This window comes from Betaproteobacteria bacterium, from assembly GCA_009377585.1.
In the GTDB taxonomy this organism is placed as follows: domain Bacteria; phylum Pseudomonadota; class Gammaproteobacteria; order Burkholderiales; family WYBJ01; genus WYBJ01.
Window position 1 is genome coordinate 151,402 of sequence record WHTS01000001.1, and the last position, 26,070, is coordinate 177,471.

Sequence of the window (26,070 nt, forward strand, 5' to 3'; positions counted from 1 at the left end):
TGGGCGAGAAGCCGGCGGTGGTATCGGCGATCGTCAAATACCATCTGACCGAGCGCGGCCGGCGCGTCATCAACGACGCCATGGACGTCCATGGCGGCAAGGGCATCTGTCTCGGACCGAACAACTATCTCGCACGCGCGTACCAGGCCACGCCCATTCCCATCACTGTGGAAGGCGCGAACATCCTGACGCGTTCGATGATTATTTTTGGCCAGGGTGCGATTCGCGGCCATCCGTTCGTGCGCGAGGAGATCGAGGCGACGCAGGATGCGGACGCTCGGCGCGCGCTGGTGCGCTTCGATCGCGCTTTTTTCGGTCATGTCGGGTTCGTCGTCACCAATGTCTGCCGCTCGCTGTGGCTGGGCTTGAGCGAAGCGCGGCTTGCGCGCGTGCCGGGCGATCGCCATACGCGGCGCTACTATCAGCAGCTCACGCGCATGTCGGCCGGTTTCGCCTTCGTCGCCGACATGTGCATGCTGATCCTCGGTGGTTCGCTCAAGCGGCGCGAGTTGCTGTCGGCGCGCCTCGGCGACATCCTGAGCCAGATGTACCTCGCGTGTGCGGCGCTCAAGCGCTATCACGACGCAGGCTCGCCGGCGGACGATCTGCCGATGCTGCACTGGGGTGTGCGCGATGCGCTCTATCGCATCCAGGAAGCGTTCTTCGCGGTGTTCTGCAACCTGCCCAGTGGCGGGGCCGCCATGCTGATGCGCTGGACCGTGTTTCCGCTCGGACGCCTGTTTCGGGTTCCCCCGGACGACATCGGCGGCGACATCGCGCTCACCCTAGGCACACCCGGTCCGGCGCGTGAGCGCCTGACGCGCGGCGCCTACATTCCGAGCGATGAGAGCGATCCGATCGGAACGCTGGAAGCGGCACTGCGAGCGGTCATCACGGCCGAGCCGGTTGAAGCGAAGATCAACGCGGCTGTGCGCGCGAAAACGATCACGGCGCGGTGGCCGGCGGAGCAGATCGAGGCAAGCCTTGCGTCCGGCGTCATCAGCGCCGAGGAGGCCGCGATGCTGGAGCGGGCGGCGCGGCTGCGCCGCAAGGCGATCATGGTGGACGACTTCCCGCGCGACCTCGAACGCAGCGAGCTCTTCCAGACCACCGAGCCGGTGAGCTTCGAGCCTTTGCGGCGTGCGTTCGAAGCGGCGCGCCAGGGGGCGACGTGAGCTTACCGGGCGAGGGGCGGCGACATGAGCTTCCCGGGCGAGGGGCCCCACGCAGTGGGGATCGACCGCAAAGCGAATGGCGCCGGGCACCGACAGCTTGGCGGTTCATTTGCATCAATCGGTTCGGAGGTGTCCCCGCAGTGGGGATCGACCGCAAAGCGAATCGACGCCAGGCCGCTAGAGCCTTGGCGGCAGGTGAACATCAACGGTTCGGAGGCGGCGGCCGGGTGAGACCAGGGAGCGCGGCCAACGATCGCGCGAGCGGAAAACGACAACGACACCAGGCGAGGAGGATGCATGGCTGAGAACGGCCGCGAAGTCGACACCATTTCGGTCACGGAAGCAAAGACGCTCGACGGGCTCTTTGCCGAGCGGGTGCGGCGTACGCCGGATGCCGCCGGTTATCGCGAGTACGATGAAGCCGAAGGACGTTGGCGCGACCACACCTGGCAGGACATGCACCGGCAGGTTGCGCGCTGGCAGCACTCGCTCAACCGCGACGGGGTGAGTCCGGGCGATCGGGTGGCCGTCATGTTGCGCAACTGCACCGCCTGGGTCATCTACGACCAGGCCGCCATGGGCCTGGGCGCGGTCGTGGTGCCGCTCTACACCCAGGACCGGCCCGACAACGTGGCTTACATCGTCAAGGACTCGGGCGCGAAGGTCCTGCTGCTCGAGTCGGCGGAGCAGTGGCGCGCGTTCGAGTCGGTACGCGACCAGCTCGGCGGGCTCGTCCGGGTGCTGCTGATGAAGCGCCCGGAAGGCGGCACGGGCGACGAGCGCGTGCTCTACGTCGAGCGCTGGCTGCCCGAAGAGGCGACCGAGGTCGCACATGTCAATGCCGACCCGATGCAGCTCGCCTCGATCGTCTATACCTCGGGCACCACCGGGCGGCCCAAGGGCGTGATGTTGTCGCACAACAACATGCTCACCAACGCCTATGCGGCGACGCTCAAGATGGCGGTGCGGCGCGACGACGTCTTCCTGTCGTTCCTGCCGCTGTCGCACACCTTCGAGCGCACGGTGGGCTACTACCTCACCGTGATGACCGGAGCGCTCACGGCCTATGCGCGCTCCGTGCAGGCGCTGAGCGAAGACCTCGTGAGCGTGCGGCCGACCATACTGATCTCGGTGCCGCGCATCTACGAGCGCGTCTACGGCGCCATTCAGGCGCGCCTCGCGGAAGGCCCTGCGATTCGGGGCAAGCTCTTTCAAAAAGCGGTCGACGTGGGCTGGCGGCGATTCGAGCACGCTCAGGGTCGGGCAAGCTGGTCGCCATCGTTGCTGCTGTGGCCGCTGCTCGACGCTTTGGTCGCGGGCAAGATCCGCGCGCGCCTTGGCGGCAATCTGCGTGCGGCGCTGTCGGGCGGCGCGGCGCTGCCCCCCGACATTTCGCGTGTGTTCATCGGGCTGGGCCTGACCATTCTGCAGGGTTACGGCCTCACCGAGTCGAGCCCGATCATCAGCGCCAACAGCCTCGAGGACAACGTGCCCGCAAGCGTCGGCACGCCGATTCGCGACGTGGAGGTGCGTGTCGGCGAGAACGACGCCCTGCACGCCAGGGGGCCGAACATCATGATGGGGTACTGGAACAATCCCGAGGCGACGGCGACCGTGTTTACCGCCGACGGCTGGCTCAACACGGGCGACACCGCGCGCATCGACGAGGCAGGGCACATCTTCATTACGGGCCGGCTGAAGGAGATCATCGTGCTGTCCAACGGCGAGAAGGTGCCACCGGTCGACATCGAGGCCGCCATCATGCGCGACCCCTTGTTCGAACAGGTGCTGCTCATCGGCGAGGGCAAGTCCTATTTGTCGGCGATCGCGGTGCTGAAGCAGGAGGAGTGGGAGCAGATGGCTGCCGCGCTCGGCGTCGACGGCCAAGCCGAAGAGGCGGTGCGCGAAGAGTCGGTTCTGAGCCGGGCGCTGGAGCGCCTCGGCGCCCAGATGCGCGAGTTTCCCGGCTATGCGCAGGTGCGCCGGATTACTCTGACGCTGGAGCCATGGACCGTGGAAAACGGCCTGCTCACGCCCACGATGAAGCTCAAGCGGGCGAAGGTGATGGAGAAGTTCTATGCTGAGCTGGATGCGATGTACGTTGGACATTGAGAGGGAGCATGAAGGGTGAATGGAGTGAAGGGTGAAGGGTGACGGAGTGAAGGGTGAATGGCGCTGACCGGCGCCTTCACTCTTCACCCTTCACGTTTCACCGCAAAGGATAGCCAACATGACCGACGATTCCACAATAGAGCGCGATCCGGTATTGCGCGTGGTGCCCATGCCTTCGGATGCGAACTACGCCGGCGATATCTTCGGCGGCTGGATCATGTCGCAGGTGGACATCGCAGGCAGCATCCCGGCTATTCGCCGAGCGCGCGGGCGCGTTGCCACCGTCGCGGTCAATTCGTTCGTGTTTCGCAAGCCGGTGTTCGTCGGCGACCTGGTGAGCTTCTATGCCGAAGTCGTTCGCGTCGGCCGCACCTCGATCACCGTCGACGTGGAAGTGTTCGCGCACCGGCGCCCACTCGGAGACGTATGCGTCAAGGTGACTGAAGCGACGCTCACCTACGTCGCGGTCGACGACGAACGCCAGCCGCGTGTCGTATCGCCGCAACAGGATGGCGCATGAGCCGATCTCGAGCCCATGCGAGCGTGATCGCGGCCCGGCGGTCTTTGGCGTACGATGGCCCCGGGTTGCCCTGCAGGAGGAGAGCGATGAAACGGAGCTTGATCGGAACTTCGATTGGAGCCGCGTTCGCCATGGCGGCGGGATCGGCTTACGGCGGCGCTTTTGGCATCGCGACGCAAACCGGCCCGGGGACGGGAAACGCCAATGCGGGCGGCGCAGCCGGTGCGGAGGATGCAAGCGTCGTCTGGACCAATCCGGCAGCGATGTCGGCGCTGCCGCAAGGCAAGCATTTCTCGCTCGCCGGTCACTTGCTGCGACCGTCCTTCAAGTTTCGCAACGAGGGCTCCACCATTCCTGCGGTCCTGGGCAGCGGCAATGGCGGCGACGGCGGCGATTGGGCGGTCGTGCCGAACGGCTACTTCGCCATGAGCCTCGGCAACAATCTGAGCTTCGGCGTCGGCGTGAATGCACCGTTCGGCTTGAAGACCGAATTCGACTCGGGCTGGATCGGCCAGCGCATCGCGCTCAGCTCCGAGATCAAGACCGTCAACATCAATCCGTCGATCGCCTACAAGGTGGCGCCCAATGTGAGCATCGGCGCCGGCGTGAGCGCGCAGTATCTGGAAGCCGAGCTGACCAACGCGAGTCAGCTGGGCAGGTCCAAGCTCGAAGCCGACGACATCGGCTGGGGTTTCAACGTCGGCATCGCGGTGCAGGCGTCGCCCAGCACGCGCGTCGGATTGCACTACCGCTCGTCCATCAAGTACGAGCTCGAAGGCGATGCATCGTTCTCGGGCGTGCCGGCGGCGAACGCGAACGTGCGGGCGGATCTGCGCGTTCCGGAGAACGTCTCGCTCAGCATCTTCAGCGCCGTCACGCCGCAATGGGAGCTGATGGCCGACTTGACCTGGACGCGCTGGAGCCGGATCAAGTCGATCGTGCCGATTTGTCGCAATGTTTCCTTTGGTGTCTGTCCCGTGGCGGGTAATGCGCTGGTCGGCGCGACGCTCCCGACCAACTGGAAAGACACCTGGCGCATCAGCGTCGGCGCGAACTACCGGCACAGCGCGGCCTGGAAGTTCCGTTTCGGGCTGGCCTACGATCCAACGCCGACCAACAATACCGATCGCACCGCCCGGCTGCCCGACGAAGATCGCTTCTGGGTCGCGTTGGGCGCGCAGTACACGGTGTCGAAGAACGGAAAAATCGAGCTGGGCTATGCGCATGAGTTCGTGCGCGATTCCAAGGTGAACACCCAGGTCTTCGGTACGGCCTTTCGCCAAACCGGACATTTCGAGGACCGGGCGGACATCCTGACGGCTGCGTACTCGCACTCGTTCTGATGGTTGCCCGGGCGCGTTTGTCGCTTGAGGGATCGCCATGAGTGCCTCGCCATTCGTCGTTCGCAAAACTGCGGTTCTGGGCGCGGGCGTCATGGGTGCCCAGATCGCGGCGCACCTGGTGAACGCCGACGTCCCGGTGGTGCTGTTCGAGCTGGCGGCGAAGGAAGGCGACCCGAACGGCAACGTGCTGAAGGCGATCGACAACCTGCGCAAGCTCGAGCCCAGTCCGCTGTCGGTGCGTTCCAGGGCCGATGCGATCGAGGCGGCGAACTACGATCAGCATCTCGGCCTGCTGAAGGAATGCGACCTGGTGATCGAGGCGATCTCGGAGCGCATGGACTGGAAGCGCGACCTGTATGCGAAGGTAGCGCCCCACATCGGCGAAAACGCGCTCTTTGTCAGCAATACCTCGGGGCTCAACATCGAGCAGCTGTCGCAGGCGCTGCCCGAGCCGTTACGCGCGCGCTTCTGCGGCGTGCACTTCTTCAATCCGCCGCGCTACATGCAACTGGTCGAGGTCATCCCGGCGACAGCCACCGATCCCGTGCATCTGGACGGCATCGAGCGCTTCCTGGTGAGCACCCTCGGCAAGGGCGTGATACGGGCCAAGGACACGCCGAACTTCATCGCCAATCGCATCGGCGTGTTCTCCATGCTGGCCACGCTGCATCATGCCGAGGGGCTGCAACTCGGCTTCGACGTGGTGGACGATCTGACTGGAACGCGGGTGGGGCGGCCCAAGAGCGCGACCTTTCGCACGGCGGATGTGGTCGGGCTCGATACCTTCGCTCACGTCGTGGGAACGATGGCGGAAGCCTTGCCCGACGACCCGTGGCATCGTTATTACACCCTGCCGCAATGGCTGCAGGACCTGATCGCGTCGGGCGCGCTCGGACAGAAGACGCGCCGCGGCGTATACCAGAAAGTCGGCGACGAGATCCGGGTGCTCGACCCGCAGCACAAGGACTATCGTCCGTCCACCGGCAAGGCGGACGAAGCGGTGGTCGAGATCCTCAAGCTCTCCGATGACACGCAGAAGTTCAAGCAGTTGCGGGAATCGAGCCATCCGCAGGCGCAGTTCCTGTGGTGCATCTTCCGCGATACCTTTCACTACTGCGCGGCGCATCTCGAGTCCATCGCACACAGCGCGCGCGATGTCGATCTGGCGATTCGCTGGGGCTTCGGCTGGGATCGCGGTCCGTTCGAGATCTGGCAGTCGGCCGACTGGCAGCAGGTGGCCGCGTGGATCGGCGAAGACATCGCGCAGGGCCGCACGATGGCGAACGTGCCGCTGCCTGCGTGGGTGCGCGAGCCTGCGCGCACCGGTGTTCATGGACCGCTCGGCTCGTACTCGCCGGCGCAGAACGCCGATGTACCGCGCTCCACGCTTTCGGTCTACCGGCGCCAGCCTTTCCCCGACGTTTTGCTCGGCGAGACGCGCCAATACGGCGAGACCGCGTTCGAGAATAGCGGCGTGCGCCTCTGGCACACCGGCGACGACATCGCGATCGTCAGCTTCAAGAGCCGCATGCACGCGATCGGCGAAGACGTGCTGGACGGCGTGCTGCAATCGATCGAGATTGCCGAGCGCGATTTCGCCGGCCTCGCAATCTGGCAGACCGAGGCGCCGTTCTCGATCGGCGCAAACCTCAAGAAAGACGGCGGCGGTGGGCAACGCCGTTCGGAGCCGTCGAGCGTGGGGCGGGTCTTCCGCAAGCTTCGTCGCGAGGCGGAATCGCTGGCGCTGAAGGCCGCGCGCCAGATGGGCGTGGCCGATCAGTTGATGGCGGGTCGCTTGGCCGAGGTCGAGAAGATCGTGGAGAAATTCCAGACCACGACCCAGGCCTTGCGCTATTGCACCATACCGACGGTAGCGGCCGCGGACGGGCTCGCACTCGGCGGCGGCTGCGAGTTCATCATGCATTGCGACCGCGCGGTCGCCACGCTGGAAACGTACATGGGGCTGGTGGAGGCGGGCGTGGGCCTGCTGCCCGCCGGCGGCGGCTGCAAGGAAGCGGCCCTGCGCGCCGCGCAGGAAGCGCGCGGTGCGGATCTGTTTCCGTTCGTGCGGCGCTATTTCGAGCTGATCGCCAAGGCCGAGGTCGCGCGCAGCGGCGAGCACGCGAAGGAGCTGGGTTATCTGCGCGCGGCCGATACGATCGTGATGAATCGCTTCGAGTTGCTGACGGTTGCGAAGGCGCAGCTGCGCGCGCTGGCCGAAAGCGGTTACCGCCCACCGCTGCGCCCGCACAGCATTCCGGTGGCCGGCCGCAGCGCCATCGCAACCTTCCAGGCGTTCATGGTCAACATGCTCGAGGGCGGCTACATTTCGGAGCACGATTATCTGATCGGCACCAAGGTAGCCACGGTGATTTGCGGCGGCGAGGTGGAAGCGGGCAGCCTCGTGGACGAAGATTGGCTGCTCGATCTGGAGCGCGCGCACTTCATGGAGCTCATCGCGACCGAGAAGACCCAGGCGCGCATCGACCACATGCTCAAGACCGGCAAGCCGCTGCGCAACTAGCGAACGTTCGAAAGATGACTTGCACGCCGTTCCCTCACCCCCAGCCCCTCTCCCGGAGGGAGAGGGGAGCCTGTCTTCCCTCTCCCTCCGGGAGAGGGATCGAGGGTGAGGGAAAGCTAGCATTCGAGCGTGCCTTTACAGACAAGATCGGAGTCGGATCATGACCCGACAAATCCAGGATGCCTATATCGTTGCAGCCACGCGCACCGCCGTGGGTAAAGCCCCGCGCGGGATGTACCGCAACACACGCCCTGACGATCTGCTCGCGCACGCCCTGCGCGCCGCGATGGCGCAGTGTCCCGGCGTTTCGCCGGGCGAGGTGGAGGACGTAATCGTGGGCTGCGCGATGCCCGAGGCCGAGCAAGGGATGAACGTCGCCCGCATCGGCTTGCTATTGGCCGGGTTTCCGAGCTCGGTATCGGGCATGACGATCAACCGCTTCTGCTCTTCGGGCATGCAGGCCGTGGCGCTGGCCGCCGATCGCATCCGCCTGGGTGAGGCCGAGGTGATGATCGCCGCCGGCACCGAGAGCATGAGCATGGTGCCGATGGGCGGCAACAAGGTCTCCTACAATCCCGCGATCTTCGAACGCGACGAGAATGTCGGCATCGCCTTCGGCATGGGCGCGACGGCCGAACGGGTGGCGCAGCAATGGAAGATATCGCGCGAAGCGCAGGATCTGTTCGCGGCCGAAAGTCATCGCAGGGCCTTGCACGCAACCCAGGCGGGCGAGTTTCGCGACGAGATCACGCCGTACCGGATCGAGGACCGCGTGCCCGATCTCGCCACGCGCGAAGTGGCCGTGAAATCGCGCCTCGCAACTGCCGACGAAGGACCGCGTGCCGATACCAGCCCGGAAGGCCTGGCGCGGCTGAAGCCGGTGTTCGCGGCCAAGGGTTCGGTGACCGCGGGCAACAGCTCCCAGATGTCGGATGGCGCGGGGGCGGCGGTCCTCATGAGCGAAGCAGCGGTCAAGCGCTACGGCTTGCAACCGCTGGGGCGCTTCGTCGGCTACTCGGTGGCCGGGGTGCCGCCCGACATCATGGGTATCGGCCCGGTGAAGGCGATTCCGAAGGCGTTGCAGCAGGCGGGCCTCGCGCTCGCGGACATCGACTGGATCGAGCTGAATGAGGCGTTCGCGGCCCAAAGCCTGGCGGTGATCGGCGATCTCGGGCTCGACCGGGAGCGCGTCAATCCGCTCGGCGGGGCGATCGCGCTGGGCCATCCACTGGGCGCTACCGGCGTGATTCGGGTCGCGACCCTGCTGCACGGGCTGCGGCGCCGCGGCAAGAAGTACGGCATGGTGACCATGTGCATCGGCACCGGCATGGGTGCCGCCGGCATATTGGAATCCGTCTAGCCGCATCGCACATCCGCATCGCCCATTCGCGCGTACGGCGCAGATTCTTACGCTCGGACCCGATTGCCGCTCCACCGGGCTTGGCTTAACATCGAAGCCAGCTCAGGGAACCCTCGCAATGTTTGCGCGTACGCTGCTGGTTTCGTTCGCACTCTATGCCGTTGGGCTCGCCGTTCACGCCGCCGAAGTGGAAGGTGTGCGGGTCGACGATCGCATCTACATCGCGCAGGGTGTGCCGGAGCTGGTGCTGAACGGCGCCGGCGTGCGGCGCAAGCTTGTCATCGCCAAGGTCTATGTCGCCGCGCTGTACCTTACCAAGGAGATGACGGTCTCCGATGCGGTGTTGTCGGATCCGGGGGCAAAGCGCATCGCGATGCACATCCTGCAGGAGCAGATCAGCGCGGATCAGTTCATCGGCGCGCTGCACGATGGGCTGGCTGCCAACAATCAACCGCCCGAGCTGGCTCCGCTCGAGACGCGCATTCGCGACCTGGCGGCGATGATGCATCAGATCGGCCGCATCAATCAGGGCGGCACGGTGCTGCTCGATTACCTGCCGGGAATAGGAACGCGCGTGACCATCAACGGCGTTACGCGGATCACCATACCAGGCGCGGATTTCAACCGGGCGCTGCTGCGCATCTGGCTGGGCGACAGGCCGGTCGATGGGCGGCTCAAGCAGGCGCTGCTCGGCAACGCGACGAGCCTGCTTCCTTTCTGACGGCGCCGCCACCGCGTTGGCTTTGCGGTCGTTCCGAGAACACGGAGCGGACGGGGTTCACCACACCACCCCGGCGCTGCGCGCCACCCCTCCTCGTGAGAGGAGGGGAAGACCGAGCTCCGCTCCCGTGAGAGGAGGGGAAGACCGAGCTCCGCTCCCGTGAGAGGAGGGGAAGACCGAGCTCCGCTCCCGTGAGAGGAGGGGAAGACCAAGCTCCCCTCCTGTGAAGGAGGGGCGGGACGCGCGAAGCGCGGACGGGGTGGTCTTCTTCAGTCGACAGTGGCGCGCTCGGCACCGCGTGCGGCCCGCTTGCGTTCGTGCTCCTTCAAGTGACGCTTGCGGATGCGGATCGTTTTGGGCGTGATCTCCACCAGCTCGTCGTCGGCGATGAACTCCACCGCGTACTCGAGCGAGACGGCGATGGGCGGGGTGAGCAGGATCGCATCGTCCTTGAGCACGGTGCGAAAGTTGGTCAGCTGCTTCGCCTTCACCGGATTGACGGCGAGATCGTTGTCGCGGCTGTGAATGCCGATCACCATGCCCTCGTAGACGCGATCGCCCGGCTTGACGAAAAGCCGCCCGCGCTCCTGCAGCTTGCCGAGCGCGTACGCGACCGCCTCGCCGTTGTCGCCGGAGACGAGCACGCCGTTGCGCCGTCCCGGCATGTCGGGCTTCATCGGCGCGTAATCGTCGAACACGTGGCTCATCAGCCCCGAGCCGCGCGTGAGGTTGAGGAACTCGTTCTGGAATCCGATCAGCCCGCGCGCCGGTATGCGGTAATCGAGCCGTACCCGGCCCTTGCCGTCGGGCGCCATGTCGGTGAGCTCGGCGCGGCGCGTGCCGAGGGCTTCCATGACCGCACCCTGGTGCGCGTCTTCCAGGTCGATCGTCAACGCTTCGAACGGTTCGCAAATCACGCCGTCGACGGTGCGCGTGATGACCTGCGGCCGGCCGACCGCGAGCTCGTAGCCTTCGCGGCGCATGTTCTCGAGCAGGATGGTGAGATGCAGCTCGCCGCGCCCGGAGACACGGAAGATGTCGGGATCGGGCGTCTCCTCGACCCGCAGTGCGACGTTGGTATTCAGCTCGCGTGCGAGCCGCTCGCCCAGTTGGCGGCTGGTGACGAAGCGCCCTTCCTGCCCGGCGAACGGAGAGGTGTTGACCTGGAAGGTCATGGTCAGCGTCGGCTCGTCCACGGCGAGCACCGGTAGGAATTCCGGGTGTTCCGGATCGACGAGGGTCGCGCCGATGCTCACTGCTTCCACCCCGCTGACGACGACGATGTCGCCCGCCGCCGCCTCATCGAGCGGTATGCGCTCCAGGCCGCGGAAACCGTGCAACTGGCCGATGCGTGCTCGCACGGGTTCGCCGTCGGCGCTGAGCACGACGATATCCTGCGCGGGACGCAGGCGCCCGCGGCTGATGCGCCCGATGCCCATGCGGCCGACGTAGCTCGAGTAGTCGAGCGCGCTGATGCGCAGCTGGAATGCGCCGTCCGGATCGCCGGCGGGCGGGGCGACGTAGCTCAGGATCGCCTCGAACAGCGGTCGCATGGAGGCACTCGCGCTTGCCTGGTCGCCATCGAACTGGCGCGGTGCGTCCGCGAGATCCAGCACCGCCCAGCCTTGCAGCGCGGAGGCGTAGACGATCGGAAAATCGAGCTGGTCTTCGGTTGCGCCGAGCCGGTCGAACAGATCGAAGGTCTGGCTTACGACCCACTCCGGCCGCGCCCCGTCGCGATCGACCTTGTTGACCACGACGATCGGGCGCAAACCCAGCGCGAGCGCCTTGCGGGTCACGAAGCGGGTTTGCGGCATGGGACCTTCGACTGCGTCCACCAGCACCAGCACGCCATCGACCATCGACAGCGCCCGCTCCACTTCGCCGCCGAAATCGCGGTGTCCCGGCGTATCGACGATGTTGATCTTGATGCCTTCGAATTCGACCGCAGTGTTCTTGGCAAGAATGGTGATGCCGCGCTCGCGCTCGAGGTCGTTCGAGTCCATGACGCGCTCGGCGACGTGTTGATGGGCGGCGAATACGCCGGCCTGACGCAGCAGCTTGTCGACCAGCGTGGTCTTGCCGTGGTCGACGTGAGCGATGATGGCGATGTTGCGGATGGGGGCTGACATTGCGCGGCACCTACAGGAGGGGCGCGATTGTAGCACTGGGATGGGGGCGAGCGAAGATGATTGCGTGAAACGTGAAGGAGTGAAGAAGTGAAACGTGACAGTCGGCGTCCTTCACGCCATTGCGTCACCTTTCACATTTCACGCATTCATCCTTCACTCACACGCCGCGAATCATTCCTCACATATTGGGGTAATTCGGTCCGCCGCCGCCTTCCGGGGTGACCCAGACGATGTTCTGGGTCGGATCCTTGATGTCGCAGGTCTTGCAGTGGACGCAGTTCTGCGCGTTGATCTGCAGCCGCGGATTGTTCCCGTCCGCGTCCCGCACGATTTCGTACACGGCGGCCGGGCAATAGCGTTGCTCGGGAGCGTCGTAGCGCTCCAGGTTGATGCGGATCGGGATGCTCGCATCCTTCAGCGTCAGGTGCGCCGGCTGGTTCTCTTCGTGATTGGTGTTGGAGACGAACACCGACGAGAGCCGGTCGAAGGTGAGCACGCCATCGGGCTTGGGATACTCGATGGGCTGGACGTTGCGTTTGTCGGCGAGCGTCTCGTTATCCGCGTGCGTATGGTGCAGCGTCCAGGGCGCCTTGCCGCCCAGGACCACCTGGTCGAAGCCCACCATCAGCGTCCCGGTGACGAGCCCCTTGCTCATCCAGGGCTTGAAGTTGCGCGCCTTGTAGAGCTCCTCGTAGAGCCAGCTGCGACGAAACGCCTCCGGATAGGCCGCGAGCTCATCGGACGAACGCTCGGCGCCGAGCGCCTCGAACACCGCTTCGGCCGCGAGCGCGCCGGACTTGATCGCCGCGTGGCTGCCCTTGATTCGCGGCGCGTTGAGGAAGCCGGCGTCGTCGCCGATCAATGCGCCGCCCGGGAAAACCAGCTTGGGCAGGGATTGCAGGCCGCCCGCCGAGATCGCGCGTGCGCCGTACGCGAGCCGCTTGCCGCCTTCGAAGAAGCCGCGAACCACGGGATGCGTCTTGTAGCGCTGGAATTCCTCGTAAGGATTGAGGAAGGGATTGCTGTAGCCGAGGCCTACGACGAAGCCGACCGCGACCAGGTTGTCTTCCATGTGATAGAGAAAGGAGCCGCCGTAAGTCGAGCGGTCGAGCGGCCAGCCGGCGGTGTGCATCACGAGCCCGGTCTGGTGTTTTGCCGGATCGATCTGCCACAACTCCTTCAGCCCGATGCCGTAAACCTGCGGATCGCACGCTTCGCGCAGGCTGAACCGCTCTTGCAGCCGGCGCGCGAGGTGTCCGCGGCAACCCTCGGCGAAAAGCGTGTACTTGGCGTGCAACTCCATGCCCGGCTGATAGTTGTCGGTCCGCTCGCCATCCTTGCCGATGCCGAGATCGCCGGTGACCACACCCTTCACGCTGCCGTCGTCGTTGTAGAGCACGTCGGCCGCGGGAAAGCCCGGAAAGATCTCGACCCCGAGCGCCTCGGCTTGGGTGCCGAGCCAGCGGCAGACGTTGCCCAAGCTCACGACGTAGTTGCCGTGGTTGCGAAAGCACGCCGGCAGAAACATGTAGGGAACCCGGAACGATCCGCTTTCGGCCAGGAAGAGGAAGCGGTCCTCGCTCACCGGCGCGTTCAACGGCGCGCCCTGCGCCTGCCAGTCGGGGATGAGCTCGGTGAGCGCGCGCGGGTCCATGACCGCGCCCGAGAGGATGTGCGCACCGATCTCGGATCCCTTCTCGAGCAGGCAGACGCTCACCTCCGTCCCCTTCTCGGCCGCCAATTGCTTCAGGCGTATGGCTGCACCGAGTCCCGCTGGCCCGCCTCCGACCACTACGACGTCATAGGCCATCGATTCGCGCTGCGTCAAGGCTGTCTCCGCACGTTTGTTGGAATCAACGGCGTATCTTACACCGCCATCTTTCGATCCTTACCCCGTGGCGAGCGCCTCGTGCGCGGCTGCGGCACAGCGTAAACCGCTTCTCACCGCCGCCTCGATCGTCGCCGGATAGTCGGGCTCGGTGTAATCGCCCGCGAGGAACAGTCGCGGCACTGCGGTGATCGAAGCGGCGCGCTTCATGCCGGGGACACAGGCAAAGGTTGCGCGCTTCTCCTCGATGACCTGGCACCACTGCGCCGGACCGAGATCGGGGTGGACGCCGGCGATCTCGTCCTGCACGTGGCGAGCGAGCGCGTCGTGGCTGGTCAGGCGGTCTCTCGCACGCGCGCTGATGACGGCGGCGAGCAACCCGCGCTGGCCCGTGATCGCGCCGCGGTCGAACAGCCATTGCGTCGTTCCGCCGCTCGAGCCGAGCATCGCCGTGCTGCGTGCGGGTGAGGCTGCGTATTGCGCATAGATCGTGACGATCGGCTGGTAGGTCATCTGCGCGATTGGCGCGAGGTCCGAGGCGAGCGGCCCCATATGGCCGAGCAACGCGGTCACGCGCGTGGGTTGCGTAGCCACGATCAAGCAGCGGACGTGCATGGGGCCATTCGTGCTGTGCAACGTGAATCCGCCCGCATCCGGTTCGATGCGCGCCACCGCGGCGCCGAGCCGCACCTCACCGCCGCGGCTGCGGACGTAGTCGGCTGCCGGCTCGGGAAACAAGGCGCCGAGATCGATCCGAGGCAACAGGAGATCCGATGCGGAGCGCTCGGATGCAAGCCCGTCGCGCAAAACGTTCAGGAACACCTGCGCCGAGGCTTGCGCCAGGGGCGTGTTCAAGGCTGCCACGCACAACGGCTCCCACAGGTAGCGGATCGCGCTCGCATGCTGGCGATGGCTCGCCAGCAGCTCGGCCACTGTCGTATCCCGCGCGAGGCGGAAGCGGGCGCGCTGCGCCCATGCCATGAATTGTACGCAGGCTACGCGAGCGGCCGGGCTCAAGCCTTTGGCGCGCAGTAGCCCGACGGCGAGATGCCATGGCGCCGGCAAACGCGCCGCGCGCATGGCAAACTCGGGCAGGACCGTCCACTCGAGCGGTATGCGCATGAGCGGGTCGGCATGCCTGCCGACCTCGGCGATCAGCGCGAGCGTTTCGCGGTACGCGCCGATCAGAATATGCTGGCCGTTGTCGAGCTTGTGCTCGTTGCGAACGACGCTGCGGGCGCGGCCGCCGAGCTGGCGTGCGGCCTCGTAGACCGCGACCCGAACGCCGCGGCGCGCCAGCGTCACCGCGGCCGCCATGCCGGCATAACCGCCGCCGACGATGCCGACCTGCGCCGGCGGCGCGGCATCGTTCATGCGTGCCTCGCCCTCACGCCGTGAGCCAGGTCTTCCAGGCGAGCCACAGCTTGGTGACGGGTGTGAGGGAAATTTTCGCGTTCAGCACTTGGCACGCGTCGGCTTCGATCTCGTCCAGCAGGCGCTGGTAGATCGCGGCCATGACGAGTCCGGCGCGCTGCGCGCGCCGGTCGGCGGAAGGAAGCTGCCCAAGGGCCTGGCTATAGAAGCTGCGCGCTCGCGCGACCTGAAAGCGCATGAGATCGCGCATGTTCGCCGACGTGCGCCCGGCCATGATGTCGGCATCGCTCACGCCGTAGCGTGCGAGATCCTCCTGCGGCAGGTAGATGCGCTCGCGGCGCGCGTCCTCGCCGACGTCGCGAATGATGTTGGTCAACTGGAACGCGATGCCCAGGTCGTGTGCGTATTCGAGCGTTTGCGCTTCGCGGTAGCCGAAGATCGTGGCGGACAACAGGCCCACGACGCCCGCCACGCGGTGACAGTACACGCGCAAGGCCGCGAAGTCGGGATAGCGGCCGTGGTCGAGATCCATCTCCATGCCGTCGATGATCTCGTCGAGATGGGCGCGTTGGAGACCGAACGGGCCGACGACGTCGAGCAGGGCACGCGCCACCGGGTGCTGCGGGCTGCCGCCAAATACCGCTTCGACCTCGGTGCGCCACCAGGCGAGCTTCATACGGGCGACCGACAGGTCGGTCAGCTCGTCCACGACGTCGTCCACTTCGCGGCAGAACGCGTACAACGCGATGATGGCGCGCCGCCGTTCTTCGGGCAGGAACAGGAAACTGTAGTAGAAGCTCGAGCCGCTCTGCAGGGCGCGGCTGCGACAGTATTCGTGCGGGCTCATGCGGCGCCTGCGCCGAGAACGACCACCGTGCACAACAGCGAGCCGTCGCTCATGCGGCGTAGCGAGCGCTGATCCGGCCATCGCCGCCGAGCGCGCGCGCGAGCATCGATATCCAGTCCCAGGCACGCAGGACCGGCCGGCGCCGGAATACATCGTAGTCGGCCGCGATCAGCTTGTGCAGAATCGTATCGCCGCCCGCAATCACCATCCGGATCTCCAGGCCGATGCGTCCTCTGAGGCGGTGCCCGAGCGCAGCGCCGTCGTGCAGCAGACGCCGGGTCCGCTCGACTTCGTGGCGCATCAGCGCTCGAAATGCGGCATCGGCCTCGCGGCGGCCCAGTTGCGCTTCGGTGACCGCGAAGTGGCGCATGTCGTCGAGCGGCAAGTAGATGCGACCCTTCGTGTAGTCGATCGCAACGTCCTGCCAGAAGTTGATCAGCTGCAGTGCCGTGCAGATGCGATCCGAACAAACCGCGGTGTCGGCGGCGTCGGCATCGAACAGGTGCAAGAGCAGCCGACCGATCGGATTGGCCGAGCGGCGCGAATAGTCGAGCAGCTCGGCGAAGTCGGCGTAGCGGGGTTTGACGCAATCCTGCGAGAACGCCGAAAGCAGATCGCGGAAGGGCGCGATCGGAAGCCGGAACCGGTCGATCATCGTTGCGAGCTCTTCGAACAGCGGCTCGTGCACGCGCTCTCGTCGCTCGATCAAGGTCAATTGCGAATCGAAGTGAGCCAGTCCTTGCAGCCGTACGGGAGCGGGGAAATCGCCTTCATCGGCAATGTCGTCGGCGCTGCGCGCGAAGCGATAGATTGCGCCCACAGGACGGCGCAGATGCGCAGGCAGCAGCAGCGACGCCACCGGGAAGTTCTCGTAGTGCCCAACGGCCATCAAAAGCTACCTTGGAACAAGCGCTTAAGGTTTGGAACGAAGCTGCCCAGGGAAACTGGCGCTAGCGGCAAGTGACTAATAATATTACACTTGTGTGCTCGCCGGGGGCGTGGCTGCAGACTGGCCCGGGCGTGCGCGTGAGGGCGCATGCGAGCGGTATGACCGGGCGTCCTTGCGTGACGGCCAGCACCCGGCGTGCGGCGGCAAAGCCAGATGCGCGAGGTCCGGAGTTCGGATGCGCCGGGTCCGGAATTGGGATACGTCGGTCCGGAGGTTCAACTACGCCGGGTCCGGGGTTTAACTACGCCGGGTCCGGGGTTTAACTACGCCGGGTCCGGGGTTTAACTACGCCGGGTCCGGCTTTGCGGCCGTGCGAAAGTGGCGGAATTGGTAGACGCACCAGATTTAGGTTCTGGCGCCGAAAGGCGTGGGGGTTCGAGTCCCTTCTTTCGCACCACCGGATTCTTCGAGGCACTGATGCAAGCAAATCTAGAAACGATCGGTAATATCGAGCGGCGGCTCAACATCAGCCTGCCCGCCGGCGATGTCGACAGTGAGGTATCCACGCGGCTCAAGAAACTCGCCCAGACAGTGAAGATGCATGGATTCCGTCCGGGCAAGGTGCCGCTCAAGGTGGTGGCGCAGCAATACGGATCGCAGGTCCGCCAGGAAGTTCTCGCCGACAAGCTGCAGAAAACCTTCGGCGACGCGGTGCGCGACAATAATTTGCGCGTCGCAGGTTATCCCAAATTCGAGACGCTCCCCAGCGGCGAGGGCGACAACCAGTTCGAATACAGCGCGACCTTCGAGGTCTATCCCGAGATCAAGCTCGGTGAGCTTGCGGACGCGACCATCGAACGCCCGGCGCTCGCAGTAACCGATGCCGAGGTCGAGCAGACGATCGAGGTCTTGCGCAAGCAACGCGCCAACTACCAGCCGGTCGAGCGCGCTGCGCAGAAGGACGATCTGGTCACGATCGATTTCCACGGCGAGGTCGACGGCCAGCCCTTCCAGGGCGGCGAAGGCAAGGATGTCCGGATCGTGCTGGGCGCTGGTCGCATGTTGCCCGAATTCGAAAATGCGGTTCTGGGGGTGGCTCCGAACGAGACCCGCAGCTTCGATCTCACCTATCCGGCCGACTACCACGGTAAGGAAGTCGCCGGCAAGACGGCCCACTTTACCGTCCTGTTGAAGTCGATCGAAGAGCCACGGCTGCCGCCGCTCGACGCCGAATTCGCCAAGTCGCTCGGAATCGCCGATGGCGATCTCGACAAAATGCGCGCAGAGGTGCGCGTCAACGTCGAACGCGAAGTGGAAGCCCGTATCCGAGCCCGCCTGAAGGACCAGGTGTTCCAGGGATTGCTCGACCGCTCGACCCTCGACGTGCCGCAATCGCTGGTCGAGATGGAAATGCGCAATTTGGCACAGGCGGCGCAGCGAGACCTGGAATCCCGCGGCATCAAGACGAAAGATATGCCGCTGCCGGTCGATATACTGAGGTCGCAGGCAGAGCGGCGCGTACGGTTGGGACTCATCCTCGGGGAAGTGGTGCGGGCGCAATCGCTGCAGGCAAAACCGGAGCAGGTTCTGGCGGCCGTGGAGCATCACGCCAAGAGCTTCGAGCAGCCCCAGGAAGTGGTGAAGTGGTACTATTCTTCACCGGAGCGGTTGCAGGAGTTCGAGTCGGCCGCAATCGAGCAGAACGTGGTCGATTGGGCCTTGTCGGTAGCCCGGGTCGAGGACAAGCCCACGGCGCTCGAGCAATTGATGGGGAAAGCCAACGCATGACGATGCGCGCAACTGGGGACTGGGCAACTGGGGACTGGGTGGGGCCGCAGGGGCTCGGGCTGGTTCCGATGGTGATCGAGCAAAGCGGCCGCGGAGAGCGCGCCTACGACATCTACTCGCGCCTGCTCAAGGAACGGGTCGTGTTCCTGGTGGGTGCGATCAACGAGGTGACGGCCAATCTGATCGTCGCCCAGCTGCTGTTCCTGGAGTCGGAAAATCCCGACAAGGACATCTATTTCTACATCAATTCCCCGGGCGGCTCGGTTTCGGCGGGCATGGCGATCTACGACACCATGCAGTTCGTCAAGCCGGACGTGAGCACGCTGTGCGTCGGCCAGGCGGCGAGCATGGGCTCACTACTGCTTGCGGCCGGCACGAAGGGCAAGCGCTTCTGCCTGCCGAACTCGCGCGTGATGATCCATCAGCCGATGGGTGGCTTCCAGGGCCAGGCTTCCGACATCGAGATCCACGCGCGCGAAATCCTCTATCTGAAGAAGCGCTTGAACGAGATCCTCGTGCACCATACCGGGCAGAAGATCGAGCAGATCGAGCGCGACACGGACCGGGATACCTTCCTCGCGGGCGAGGACGCGGTGAAGTACGGCCTGGTCGACAAGGTGTTGAATCGGCGTGCGGAGGCGCTGAACAAATAGGCGAATGGACGTTCGCCGGCAGCCTGCGGAACCCACATCGCCAGCCGGCGCCTAACGTAACGGGTAACTGGAATTCCTTCAAACCAAGACGGTTGATTTCGCGGATATGTCAGAAAAGATCGGCGGTGAAAAGCTCCTGTACTGCTCGTTTTGCGGCAAGAGCCAGCACGAGGTCCGCAAACTGATTGCCGGTCCGTCGGTGTTCATCTGCGACGAGTGCATCGAGCTGTGCAACGACATCATCCGCGAAGAGGCCCAGACCGAGCATGGCAACAAGGGTGCCAAATCCGATCTCCCGGTGCCGCACGAGATCTGCCACATCCTGGATCACTACGTGATCGGGCAGGAGCAGGCGAAGAAGATCCTGTCGGTTGCGGTCTACAACCATTACAAGCGATTGAAGTCGCTCTCGAAGAGCGACGACGTCGAGCTCGCCAAGAGCAATATCCTGCTGGTCGGCCCGACCGGGTCGGGCAAGACGCTGCTCGCGCAGACTCTCGCCCGGCTGCTCAACGTGCCGTTCGTGATCGCCGATGCCACCACGCTCACCGAGGCGGGCTACGTCGGCGAGGACGTCGAGAACATCATCCAGAAGCTGTTGCAGAAGTGCGACTACGATGTGGACAAGGCGCAACGCGGGATCGTCTACATCGACGAGATCGACAAGATCTCGCGCAAGTCGGACAACCCGTCCATCACCCGCGACGTGTCGGGCGAGGGCGTGCAGCAGGCGTTGCTGAAGCTCATCGAGGGCACCATCGCCTCGGTCCCGCCGCAGGGCGGCCGCAAGCATCCCAACCAGGAATTCGTGCAGGTCGATACGACCAATATCCTGTTCGTCTGCGGGGGTGCGTTCGACGGACTGGAACGCGTCATTCGCGCGCGCTCCGAGCAGGGCGGCATCGGCTTCGGGGCTGACGTCCATAGTCGCGACAACCGCAAGGATATCGGCGCTGTTCTGAAGGAAGTGCAGCCGGAGGACCTGATCAAATACGGGCTCATACCAGAGTTCGTCGGGCGCCTGCCGGTGGTGGCGACGCTGGAAGAGCTGGACGAACGGGCATTGATCCAAATCCTGACCGAGCCGAAGAACGCCTTGATCAAGCAATATCAGCGCATGTTTTCGATGGAAGGCGTCGAGCTCGAAGTTCGCGACGAGGCGCTGCACGCGATTTCGCGCCGGGCGCTGGCGCGCAAGACCGGCGCGCGAGGCCTGCGCTCCATCCTGGAGCATTCGCTGCTGGACACCATGTTCGACCTGCCTTCGATGGAGAACGTGGTCAAGGTCGTCATCGACGAAGGCGCCGGCGGCGAGGACGTCCGGCCGATACTGATCTACGCCGATCAGCCGAAGATCGCCGGCACGGCGTAGTGCCGCGCGAGCGCGTCGTTTCGTTTGGTGGCCGCGCGGGCGCGATGCGCGTGCGGTTGTTTGTGCTCGTCTCGCCCCAAGGTAGATTGTTGACCCCTTTCGAGGTTGCCTGACATGCCAGAAACCGAACCTACCAGCCCGCTCGTGCTGCCTTTGCTGCCGCTGCGCGATGTGGTGGTCTTCCCCCACATGGTCATTCCGCTGTTCGTCGGCCGGCCGAAATCCATCAAGGCCCTGGAAGCGGCGATGGAGGCGGGCAAGAGCATCATGCTGATCGCGCAGAAGTCCGCGGCCAAGGATGAACCGGGTCCCGAGGACCTGTACGCCACCGGCAGCATCGCGAACATCCTGCAGATGCTGAAGCTCCCCGACGGCACCGTGAAAGTGCTGGTGGAAGGCGCCCAGCGCGCCCGGGTGCAAGAAGTGGTCGATGCACGCACGCATTTCACCGCCTCGGTCGTGCCGGTTGCGCTCGAAGCTGCCCAGAGCACCGAGGTGGAGGCGATGCGGCGCGCGATGCTTGCGCAGTTCGATCAGTACGTGAAGCTCAACAAGAAGATTCCGCCCGAAATTCTCACCTCCCTGTCGGGCATCGACGACGCCGGACGGCTCGCCGACACGATCGTTGCGCACCTTCCGCTCAAGCTCGAGCAGAAGCAGGAAGCGCTCGAGATCTTCGATGTGCGCAAGCGCCTCGAGCATCTGCTTGGATTGATCGAGGGCGAGCTCGACATCCTGCAGGTGGAAAAGCGCATCCGCGGGCGCGTCAAGCGCCAGATGGAGAAGAGCCAGCGCGAGTACTACCTGAACGAGCAGGTGAAGGCGATCCAGAAGGAGCTGGGCGAGCTCGAGGAAGGCGCGGACTTAGACGAGGTCGACAAGAAGATCAAGAAGTCCGGCATGCCGAAGGATGCGCGCACCAAGGCCGAGGCGGAGCTGCGCAAGCTGCGGCTGATGTCGCCGATGTCGGCCGAGGCCACCGTGGTGCGCAATTACATCGACGCGCTCGTGTCGCTGCCGTGGCGCAAGAAGAGCAAGATCAGCAAGGACCTGAAGGCCGCCGAGGGCGTGCTGGAGACGGATCATTACGGGCTGGAGAAGGTGAAGGAGCGCATCCTCGAGTACCTCGCGGTCCAGCAGCGCGTGGACAAGGTGAAGGCGCCGATCCTGTGCCTGGTCGGTGCACCCGGCGTGGGCAAGACCTCGCTCGGCCAATCGATCGCGCGCGCGACCAATCGCAAGTTCGTGCGCATGTCGCTCGGCGGCGTGCGCGACGAAGCGGAAATCCGCGGCCACCGGCGCACTTACATCGGTTCGATGCCGGGCAAGATCCTGCAGAACATGTCGAAAGTGGGCGTGCGCAATCCGCTCTTCCTGCTCGACGAGGTCGACAAGATGGGCATGGATTTCCGCGGCGATCCGGCCTCGGCGCTGCTCGAAGTGCTCGATCCGGAGCAGAACCATACCTTCGTCGATCACTACGTCGAGGTCGAATACGATCTTTCGGACGTAATGTTCGTCGCGACGGCGAACACGCTCAACATCCCGGCGGCGCTGCTCGACCGGATGGAGGTGATTCGACTCTCGGGCTACACCGAGGACGAGAAGGTCAACATCGCCCAGCGCTACCTGCTGCCGAAGCAGATGAAGAATCACGGGCTCGAGCAAGAGGAGATGACCGTTTCCGAGAGCTCGATCCGCGACATCGTACGCTACTACACGCGCGAGGCGGGTGTGCGCGCGATGGAACGTGAGATCTCCAAGATCTGCCGCAAGGTGGTGAAGTCGCTGCTGCTCAAGCAGGAGCGTAACGACAAGGTCACGGTCACTTCGCGCAATATCGAGAAGCAACTCGGCGTACGCCGTTTCACCTATGGCCGGGCCGAGAAGAACAACCAGATCGGGCAGGTCACCGGGTTGGCATGGACCGAGGTGGGCGGCGAGCTGCTCACCATTGAAACCGTCGTCATGCCGGGCAAGGGCAAGACGATCACCACCGGCAAGCTCGGCGAAGTGATGCAGGAGTCGGTGCAGGCGGCCTTGAGCGTCGTGCGCAACCGTTCGCGCAAACTCGGCATCGAGCCGGATTTCTACCAGAAGAATGACATCCACATCCACCTGCCCGAAGGTGCGACGCCCAAGGACGGTCCGAGTGCGGGTACCGGTATCTGCACGGCGCTGGTGTCGGTGTTCACCGGTATTCCGGTGCGCGCGGACGTTGCCATGACCGGCGAGATCACGCTGCGTGGCGAAGTGCTGCCGATCGGGGGACTGAAGGAGAAGTTGCTCGCCGCGCATCGCGGCGGCATAAAGACCGTGCTGATCCCCGAGGAGAACACCAAGGATCTGGCCGAAATTCCGGACAACATCAAGAACCGGCTCGATATCCATCCGGTGAAGTGGATCGATCAAGTGCTCGAGCTCGCGCTCGAGCGTGTGCCCGCTGCGATCGCGGAGAGCGAGTCGAAGGACGTGGCGCCTATTCCTGCGGCATCGGATCAGGACAACGCCGTGATGAAGCACTGAGCGCTTCGCTCGCGCTTCAGCTCCTTCTCCCAGATCCATCACCATGCGATGCACCTTGCGTGCTGCGGCGCGCACGTGCATCGCAGTTGTCTTGACATCAACTTTTCACGCTTGCTATAAAGCGCGTTCCACCACCGAGTCGGCGCCCGGCCGGCTACGATCAAAAAGCTACGAAAGGGGACCTACGTGAACAAGGCCGAGCTGGTCGAAGCGGTCGCCAAGGCTGCCGATATCTCCAAGGCCGCCGCCGAGCGGGCAGTCAACGGCGCGCTCGGTGCCATTACGACTTCGCTGCGTAAAGGGCAGAGCGTTACGCTGGTGGGATTCGGCACCTTTTCCGTGGGACGCCGGGCCGCACGAACCGGGCGAAATCCGCGCACCGGCGATGCGATCAAGATACGCGCAAGCAAGGTGCCGAAGTTTCGCGCTGGCAAGGAATTGAAGAGCGCGGTAAACTAGCAAGCTTCGCCGAGGAACGATGGCGGGTGGCTGGCAGCGATGCTTCGGCGTACCGGCATGAATCCAGGTTCGGGTGCTTAGCTCAGTGGTAGAGCGTCGCCCTTACAAGGCGAATGTCGGGAGTTCGACCCTCTCAGCACCCACCAAATCGATTCCCCGGACAACGGAGTGGTAGTTCAGTTGGTTAGAATACCGGCCTGTCACGCCGGGGGTCGCGGGTTCGAGTCCCGTCCACTCCGCCAATAACTTCAAGCAGTTACCCCTGCACTGTGTCCGACAAGGCCGGAACTCTGTGCCGGGTTTGTGCTGAAGTGCAGTTCGCAACCGCAATTTCGGCTGCCTTTTCCGCCTCCAAGACTTGGCGCGCGGCATTTATTTCGTCGTCCAGGATCGCAAGGTATGGCCGCAAATTGTCGAGGAAAAGATGCGTGTAGCCGTCCATGATCTTGGCTCCCCGCATGCTCCACCCGCCAAGCCTCGCTCTGATTTCAGCCGGTACGCCACGCTGCGCCAGCCACGAATTCCCACAATGGCGCATTGTATGCAACGTGATGTTCTCGACGAGACCGGCTGCCTCGCGACGCTTCCTCCATGCTTTAGTAACGACATGGAAGATCTTGTTGCCGCGATAGTGGAAGACGTACACCGGATGTCGGTCGGCCGCCTTGCGACGACGCTTCAGGATGGCTAGCGCAGTCGCATTGAGCGGGACATAGATTGACTTGCCGGTTTTTGTCTGCTTTCCGGCAATTTTCACGGCCCCTTTTTCCCAGTCAATCATTGACCACTCGAGCCCGGTGACGTTGGCGCGGCGGTGCATCGTCATCGCCCCGTAGAGCGCTATATCCGCCGAATGTGCTGGGAGCGTGTCGACAAGCCGCAGCACCTCCACTGGAGTAGGGCAAACATCGCGCGCTGGCGGCTCCTGATACGTCTTTAGGAGAGGGGCGCGATTTCCCCAAGCCCATTTGCGCTCTGCCGCGTTAAGGATGGTCGCCACGGCGCGAACGTACTTGTTCGCGGTGGTGTTTTGCGGCGAAGGGCCCGCGAGATTTACGGGACGGTATTCTTCGATGATGCTTGCAATCATCTCGCGCGTGATCTCGTTTAGATCCTTCACGTGCCGCAAATGGGCATCCCACCACAACAGTCTTTGCTGCTCATCGCTCCAGGACGCCATGGATTGAGCCACTTCCTTTGCTCGCTGCGCTACGGCCTCCTGCCATGTCCGCTTGGGCTTTACGCCCATGTACTGACTCAACCAGCGGTCATGTTTGCGCTTCGTTTCCAATGCCGCGGCTTCCTCGTAGTCTGTAGTGCCAGAGCTTTTGCGTACTCCGCCGACACGAATCCACCAGTACTCACTTCCTCGTCTTTTGAAAGGCATTGCTGTTCTCCGATATGTTCGTGCTTCCCGGAGTCCGGCAGCGCCAGCCGGCGGTCATCATACGGAAATCGCCAGAGCTTGCCAATTTTCCTCCCGCCCAACTCCTTGGCGTGCCTGCGAACCGTCTCCTCGCAGACGTCTAACTGGCGCGCCTTCTCTCGAAGGGAGACCTCCCGATGTGTCCCAGGTGTTTCGGCGACGACTGTCATGTCCTTGTCATTCACTTGATTGCTTCCCATCCGAGAGCTCTCATAGGAGAATTCCTTGGCTTCGCCAGGAACTTGAAGGCGCCGTCCAAATGACGAGGCGTCCCCACTATCTTGGTGCGGATAACCCACGGCCGTTGCCACAGCAGCGCAATTCGTGGGCATATCCTGACTAACGTCGCATCAAGTGACAACCTGCTGCAGCGTACAGCCGCGTCCTCTTGGGTAGTCGCATGCAGATCAGAAAATCCCCATGCTTGAGCAAGCGGTCAGATCTCTGCAAGGTGAGCGCTAAGCGCTGCCGGGCCACTCCTGCTGGTGGCCATCCAAGTTCGATTCGGGGCGGCCTTGCTGCTTCTCTCACCGTACCACGTCGTTCTCGCAGTCAAGGTCTGCGCATGCTTCGCATGCTTGCGTCCTGACGGCCGTCTCGCGAACCCTGACAACTGCGCTGCGCCGTGGCTTCGCCGGTCTCGGGCAATCCCGCCCGACACAGACCGGAGCACGCTCATGTCCAACGTCACTTCCTCCTTCGAGTCTTCTCTCCTCGTTCGTGACCAGCAGGGCGAGTATCGTCCCGCCAGTGCCGACGAGGTGCTGCACGCGGCGAGGCGAGTCCTCAGTCATCGCGTGCGTCGCGGCTGCGCGTTTACTTCACCGCAGGTGGTGCGCGACTTCCTACGGTTGAAGCTAGGCGCGCTGGAACACGAAGTCTTTGCCGTGATCCTGCTCGATGCGCAGAACCGACTGATCGAGTACCAGGAGATGTTCCGCGGGACCGTGACTCAGACCTCGGTCTATCCGCGAGAAGTCGTAAAGGAAGCGCTTTCGCGCAACGCCGCGGCGGCGATCTT

Annotated in this window: 18 protein-coding genes, 3 tRNA genes and 1 pseudogene (1 of these 22 only partly in view); 16 read left to right on the plus strand and 6 right to left on the minus strand. The window is 64.3% G+C overall.

Features of this window, described 5'->3' with window-relative positions:
• The 7 genes and pseudogenes from GEV05_00670 to GEV05_00700 form a co-directional block, all read left to right on the plus strand.
• Positions 1-1,175, plus strand: a pseudogene (locus GEV05_00670) (DUF1974 domain-containing protein) (it extends 1,324 nt beyond the left edge of the window).
• A 297-nt stretch (positions 1,176-1,472) separates the two neighbouring features.
• Entirely contained in the window at positions 1,473-3,287 is a 1,815-nt protein-coding gene (locus GEV05_00675; protein ID MPZ41921.1) for an AMP-binding protein, read from the plus strand.
• 118 nt (positions 3,288-3,405) lie between these two features.
• Positions 3,406-3,807, plus strand: a complete 402-nt coding sequence (locus tag GEV05_00680) for an acyl-CoA thioesterase (protein ID MPZ41922.1) — start codon at positions 3,406-3,408, stop codon at positions 3,805-3,807.
• Positions 3,804-5,150, plus strand: coding sequence for a transporter (locus GEV05_00685; protein ID MPZ41923.1), 1,347 nt, complete (start codon positions 3,804-3,806; stop codon positions 5,148-5,150). The genes GEV05_00680 and GEV05_00685 overlap by 4 nt, the downstream gene beginning before the upstream one ends.
• A 37-nt stretch (positions 5,151-5,187) precedes the next feature.
• Positions 5,188-7,674, plus strand: coding sequence for a 3-hydroxyacyl-CoA dehydrogenase (locus GEV05_00690; protein MPZ41924.1), 2,487 nt, complete (start codon positions 5,188-5,190; stop codon positions 7,672-7,674).
• A 160-nt stretch (positions 7,675-7,834) separates the two neighbouring features.
• Positions 7,835-9,034 (plus strand): acetyl-CoA C-acyltransferase, encoded by a 1,200-nt coding sequence (locus GEV05_00695; GenBank protein ID MPZ41925.1) that lies wholly within the window; start codon positions 7,835-7,837, stop codon positions 9,032-9,034.
• A 118-nt stretch (positions 9,035-9,152) separates the two neighbouring features.
• Positions 9,153-9,755 (plus strand): hypothetical protein, encoded by a 603-nt coding sequence (locus GEV05_00700; protein MPZ41926.1) that lies wholly within the window; start codon positions 9,153-9,155, stop codon positions 9,753-9,755.
• A 269-nt stretch (positions 9,756-10,024) separates the two neighbouring features.
• Here the strand turns inward: GEV05_00700 and typA are convergent, their stop codons facing one another.
• From typA to hpnC, 5 genes are all read right to left on the minus strand, one after another.
• Positions 10,025-11,887, minus strand: a complete 1,863-nt coding sequence (typA, locus tag GEV05_00705) for a translational GTPase TypA (protein MPZ41927.1) — start codon at positions 11,885-11,887, stop codon at positions 10,025-10,027.
• Positions 11,888-12,065: 178 nt separating this feature from the next.
• Positions 12,066-13,697, minus strand: coding sequence for an NAD(P)-binding protein (locus GEV05_00710; GenBank protein MPZ41928.1), 1,632 nt, complete (start codon positions 13,695-13,697; stop codon positions 12,066-12,068).
• A 78-nt stretch (positions 13,698-13,775) separates the two neighbouring features.
• A complete protein-coding gene (locus GEV05_00715; GenBank protein MPZ41929.1) occupies positions 13,776-15,089 on the minus strand; it encodes an FAD-dependent oxidoreductase in 1,314 nt (437 codons plus the stop codon).
• A gap of 13 nt (positions 15,090-15,102) precedes the next feature.
• Complete coding sequence (hpnD, locus tag GEV05_00720; GenBank protein MPZ41930.1) at positions 15,103-15,936, minus strand: presqualene diphosphate synthase HpnD; 834 nt, start codon at positions 15,934-15,936, stop codon at positions 15,103-15,105.
• Positions 15,937-15,985: 49 nt separating this feature from the next.
• On the minus strand, positions 15,986-16,825 hold the full coding sequence (gene hpnC, locus GEV05_00725) for a squalene synthase HpnC (protein ID MPZ41931.1): 840 nt from the start codon (positions 16,823-16,825) through the stop codon (positions 15,986-15,988).
• A gap of 372 nt (positions 16,826-17,197) precedes the next feature.
• Between hpnC and GEV05_00730 the strand changes: the two genes are divergently transcribed.
• The 8 genes from GEV05_00730 (at position 17,198) to GEV05_00765 (ending at position 23,865) form a co-directional block, all read left to right on the plus strand.
• Positions 17,198-17,282 (plus strand) — tRNA-Leu (locus GEV05_00730).
• 20 nt (positions 17,283-17,302) lie between these two features.
• Positions 17,303-18,613, plus strand: a complete 1,311-nt coding sequence (locus tag GEV05_00735; protein MPZ41932.1) for a trigger factor — start codon at positions 17,303-17,305, stop codon at positions 18,611-18,613.
• A 2-nt stretch (positions 18,614-18,615) separates the two neighbouring features.
• A complete protein-coding gene (gene clpP, locus GEV05_00740) occupies positions 18,616-19,266 on the plus strand; it encodes an ATP-dependent Clp endopeptidase proteolytic subunit ClpP (GenBank protein ID MPZ41933.1) in 651 nt (216 codons plus the stop codon).
• Between the two features lie 106 nt (positions 19,267-19,372).
• On the plus strand, positions 19,373-20,638 hold the full coding sequence (gene clpX, locus GEV05_00745; GenBank protein ID MPZ41934.1) for an ATP-dependent Clp protease ATP-binding subunit ClpX: 1,266 nt from the start codon (positions 19,373-19,375) through the stop codon (positions 20,636-20,638).
• Between the two features lie 114 nt (positions 20,639-20,752).
• A complete protein-coding gene (locus GEV05_00750) occupies positions 20,753-23,164 on the plus strand; it encodes an endopeptidase La (GenBank protein MPZ41935.1) in 2,412 nt (803 codons plus the stop codon).
• A 186-nt stretch (positions 23,165-23,350) separates the two neighbouring features.
• The gene (locus GEV05_00755) at positions 23,351-23,623 is read left to right on the plus strand and encodes a DNA-binding protein HU (GenBank protein ID MPZ41936.1); all 273 of its coding nucleotides are present in this window, start codon (positions 23,351-23,353) and stop codon (positions 23,621-23,623) included.
• Between the two features lie 71 nt (positions 23,624-23,694).
• Positions 23,695-23,769 (plus strand) — tRNA-Val (locus GEV05_00760).
• A gap of 19 nt (positions 23,770-23,788) precedes the next feature.
• Positions 23,789-23,865 (plus strand) — tRNA-Asp (locus tag GEV05_00765).
• 14 nt (positions 23,866-23,879) lie between these two features.
• Here the strand turns inward: GEV05_00765 and GEV05_00770 are convergent.
• Entirely contained in the window at positions 23,880-25,010 is a 1,131-nt protein-coding gene (locus GEV05_00770) for a tyrosine-type recombinase/integrase (GenBank protein MPZ41937.1), read from the minus strand.
• A 716-nt stretch (positions 25,011-25,726) separates the two neighbouring features.
• Here GEV05_00770 and GEV05_00775 point away from each other — a divergent pair.
• On the plus strand, positions 25,727-26,070 hold a 344-nt coding region (locus GEV05_00775; GenBank protein ID MPZ41938.1), incomplete at its 3' end, for a DNA repair protein.

Coding starts and splice junctions, on each gene's coding strand:
- GEV05_00675 (MPZ41921.1), top strand. CDS start 1,473: ATGGCTGAGAACGGCCGCGAAGTCGACACCATTTCGGTCACGGAAGCA.
- GEV05_00680 (MPZ41922.1), top strand. CDS start 3,406: ATGACCGACGATTCCACAATAGAGCGCGATCCGGTATTGCGCGTGGTG.
- GEV05_00685 (MPZ41923.1), top strand. CDS start 3,804: ATGAGCCGATCTCGAGCCCATGCGAGCGTGATCGCGGCCCGGCGGTCT.
- GEV05_00690 (MPZ41924.1), top strand. CDS start 5,188: ATGAGTGCCTCGCCATTCGTCGTTCGCAAAACTGCGGTTCTGGGCGCG.
- GEV05_00695 (MPZ41925.1), top strand. CDS start 7,835: ATGACCCGACAAATCCAGGATGCCTATATCGTTGCAGCCACGCGCACC.
- GEV05_00700 (MPZ41926.1), top strand. CDS start 9,153: ATGTTTGCGCGTACGCTGCTGGTTTCGTTCGCACTCTATGCCGTTGGG.
- typA (MPZ41927.1), bottom strand. CDS start 11,887: ATGTCAGCCCCCATCCGCAACATCGCCATCATCGCTCACGTCGACCAC.
- GEV05_00710 (MPZ41928.1), bottom strand. CDS start 13,697: ATGGCCTATGACGTCGTAGTGGTCGGAGGCGGGCCAGCGGGACTCGGT.
- GEV05_00715 (MPZ41929.1), bottom strand. CDS start 15,089: ATGAACGATGCCGCGCCGCCGGCGCAGGTCGGCATCGTCGGCGGCGGT.
- hpnD (MPZ41930.1), bottom strand. CDS start 15,936: ATGAGCCCGCACGAATACTGTCGCAGCCGCGCCCTGCAGAGCGGCTCG.
- hpnC (MPZ41931.1), bottom strand. CDS start 16,825: ATGGCCGTTGGGCACTACGAGAACTTCCCGGTGGCGTCGCTGCTGCTG.
- GEV05_00735 (MPZ41932.1), top strand. CDS start 17,303: ATGCAAGCAAATCTAGAAACGATCGGTAATATCGAGCGGCGGCTCAAC.
- clpP (MPZ41933.1), top strand. CDS start 18,616: ATGCGCGCAACTGGGGACTGGGCAACTGGGGACTGGGTGGGGCCGCAG.
- clpX (MPZ41934.1), top strand. CDS start 19,373: ATGTCAGAAAAGATCGGCGGTGAAAAGCTCCTGTACTGCTCGTTTTGC.
- GEV05_00750 (MPZ41935.1), top strand. CDS start 20,753: ATGCCAGAAACCGAACCTACCAGCCCGCTCGTGCTGCCTTTGCTGCCG.
- GEV05_00770 (MPZ41937.1), bottom strand. CDS start 25,010: ATGCCTTTCAAAAGACGAGGAAGTGAGTACTGGTGGATTCGTGTCGGC.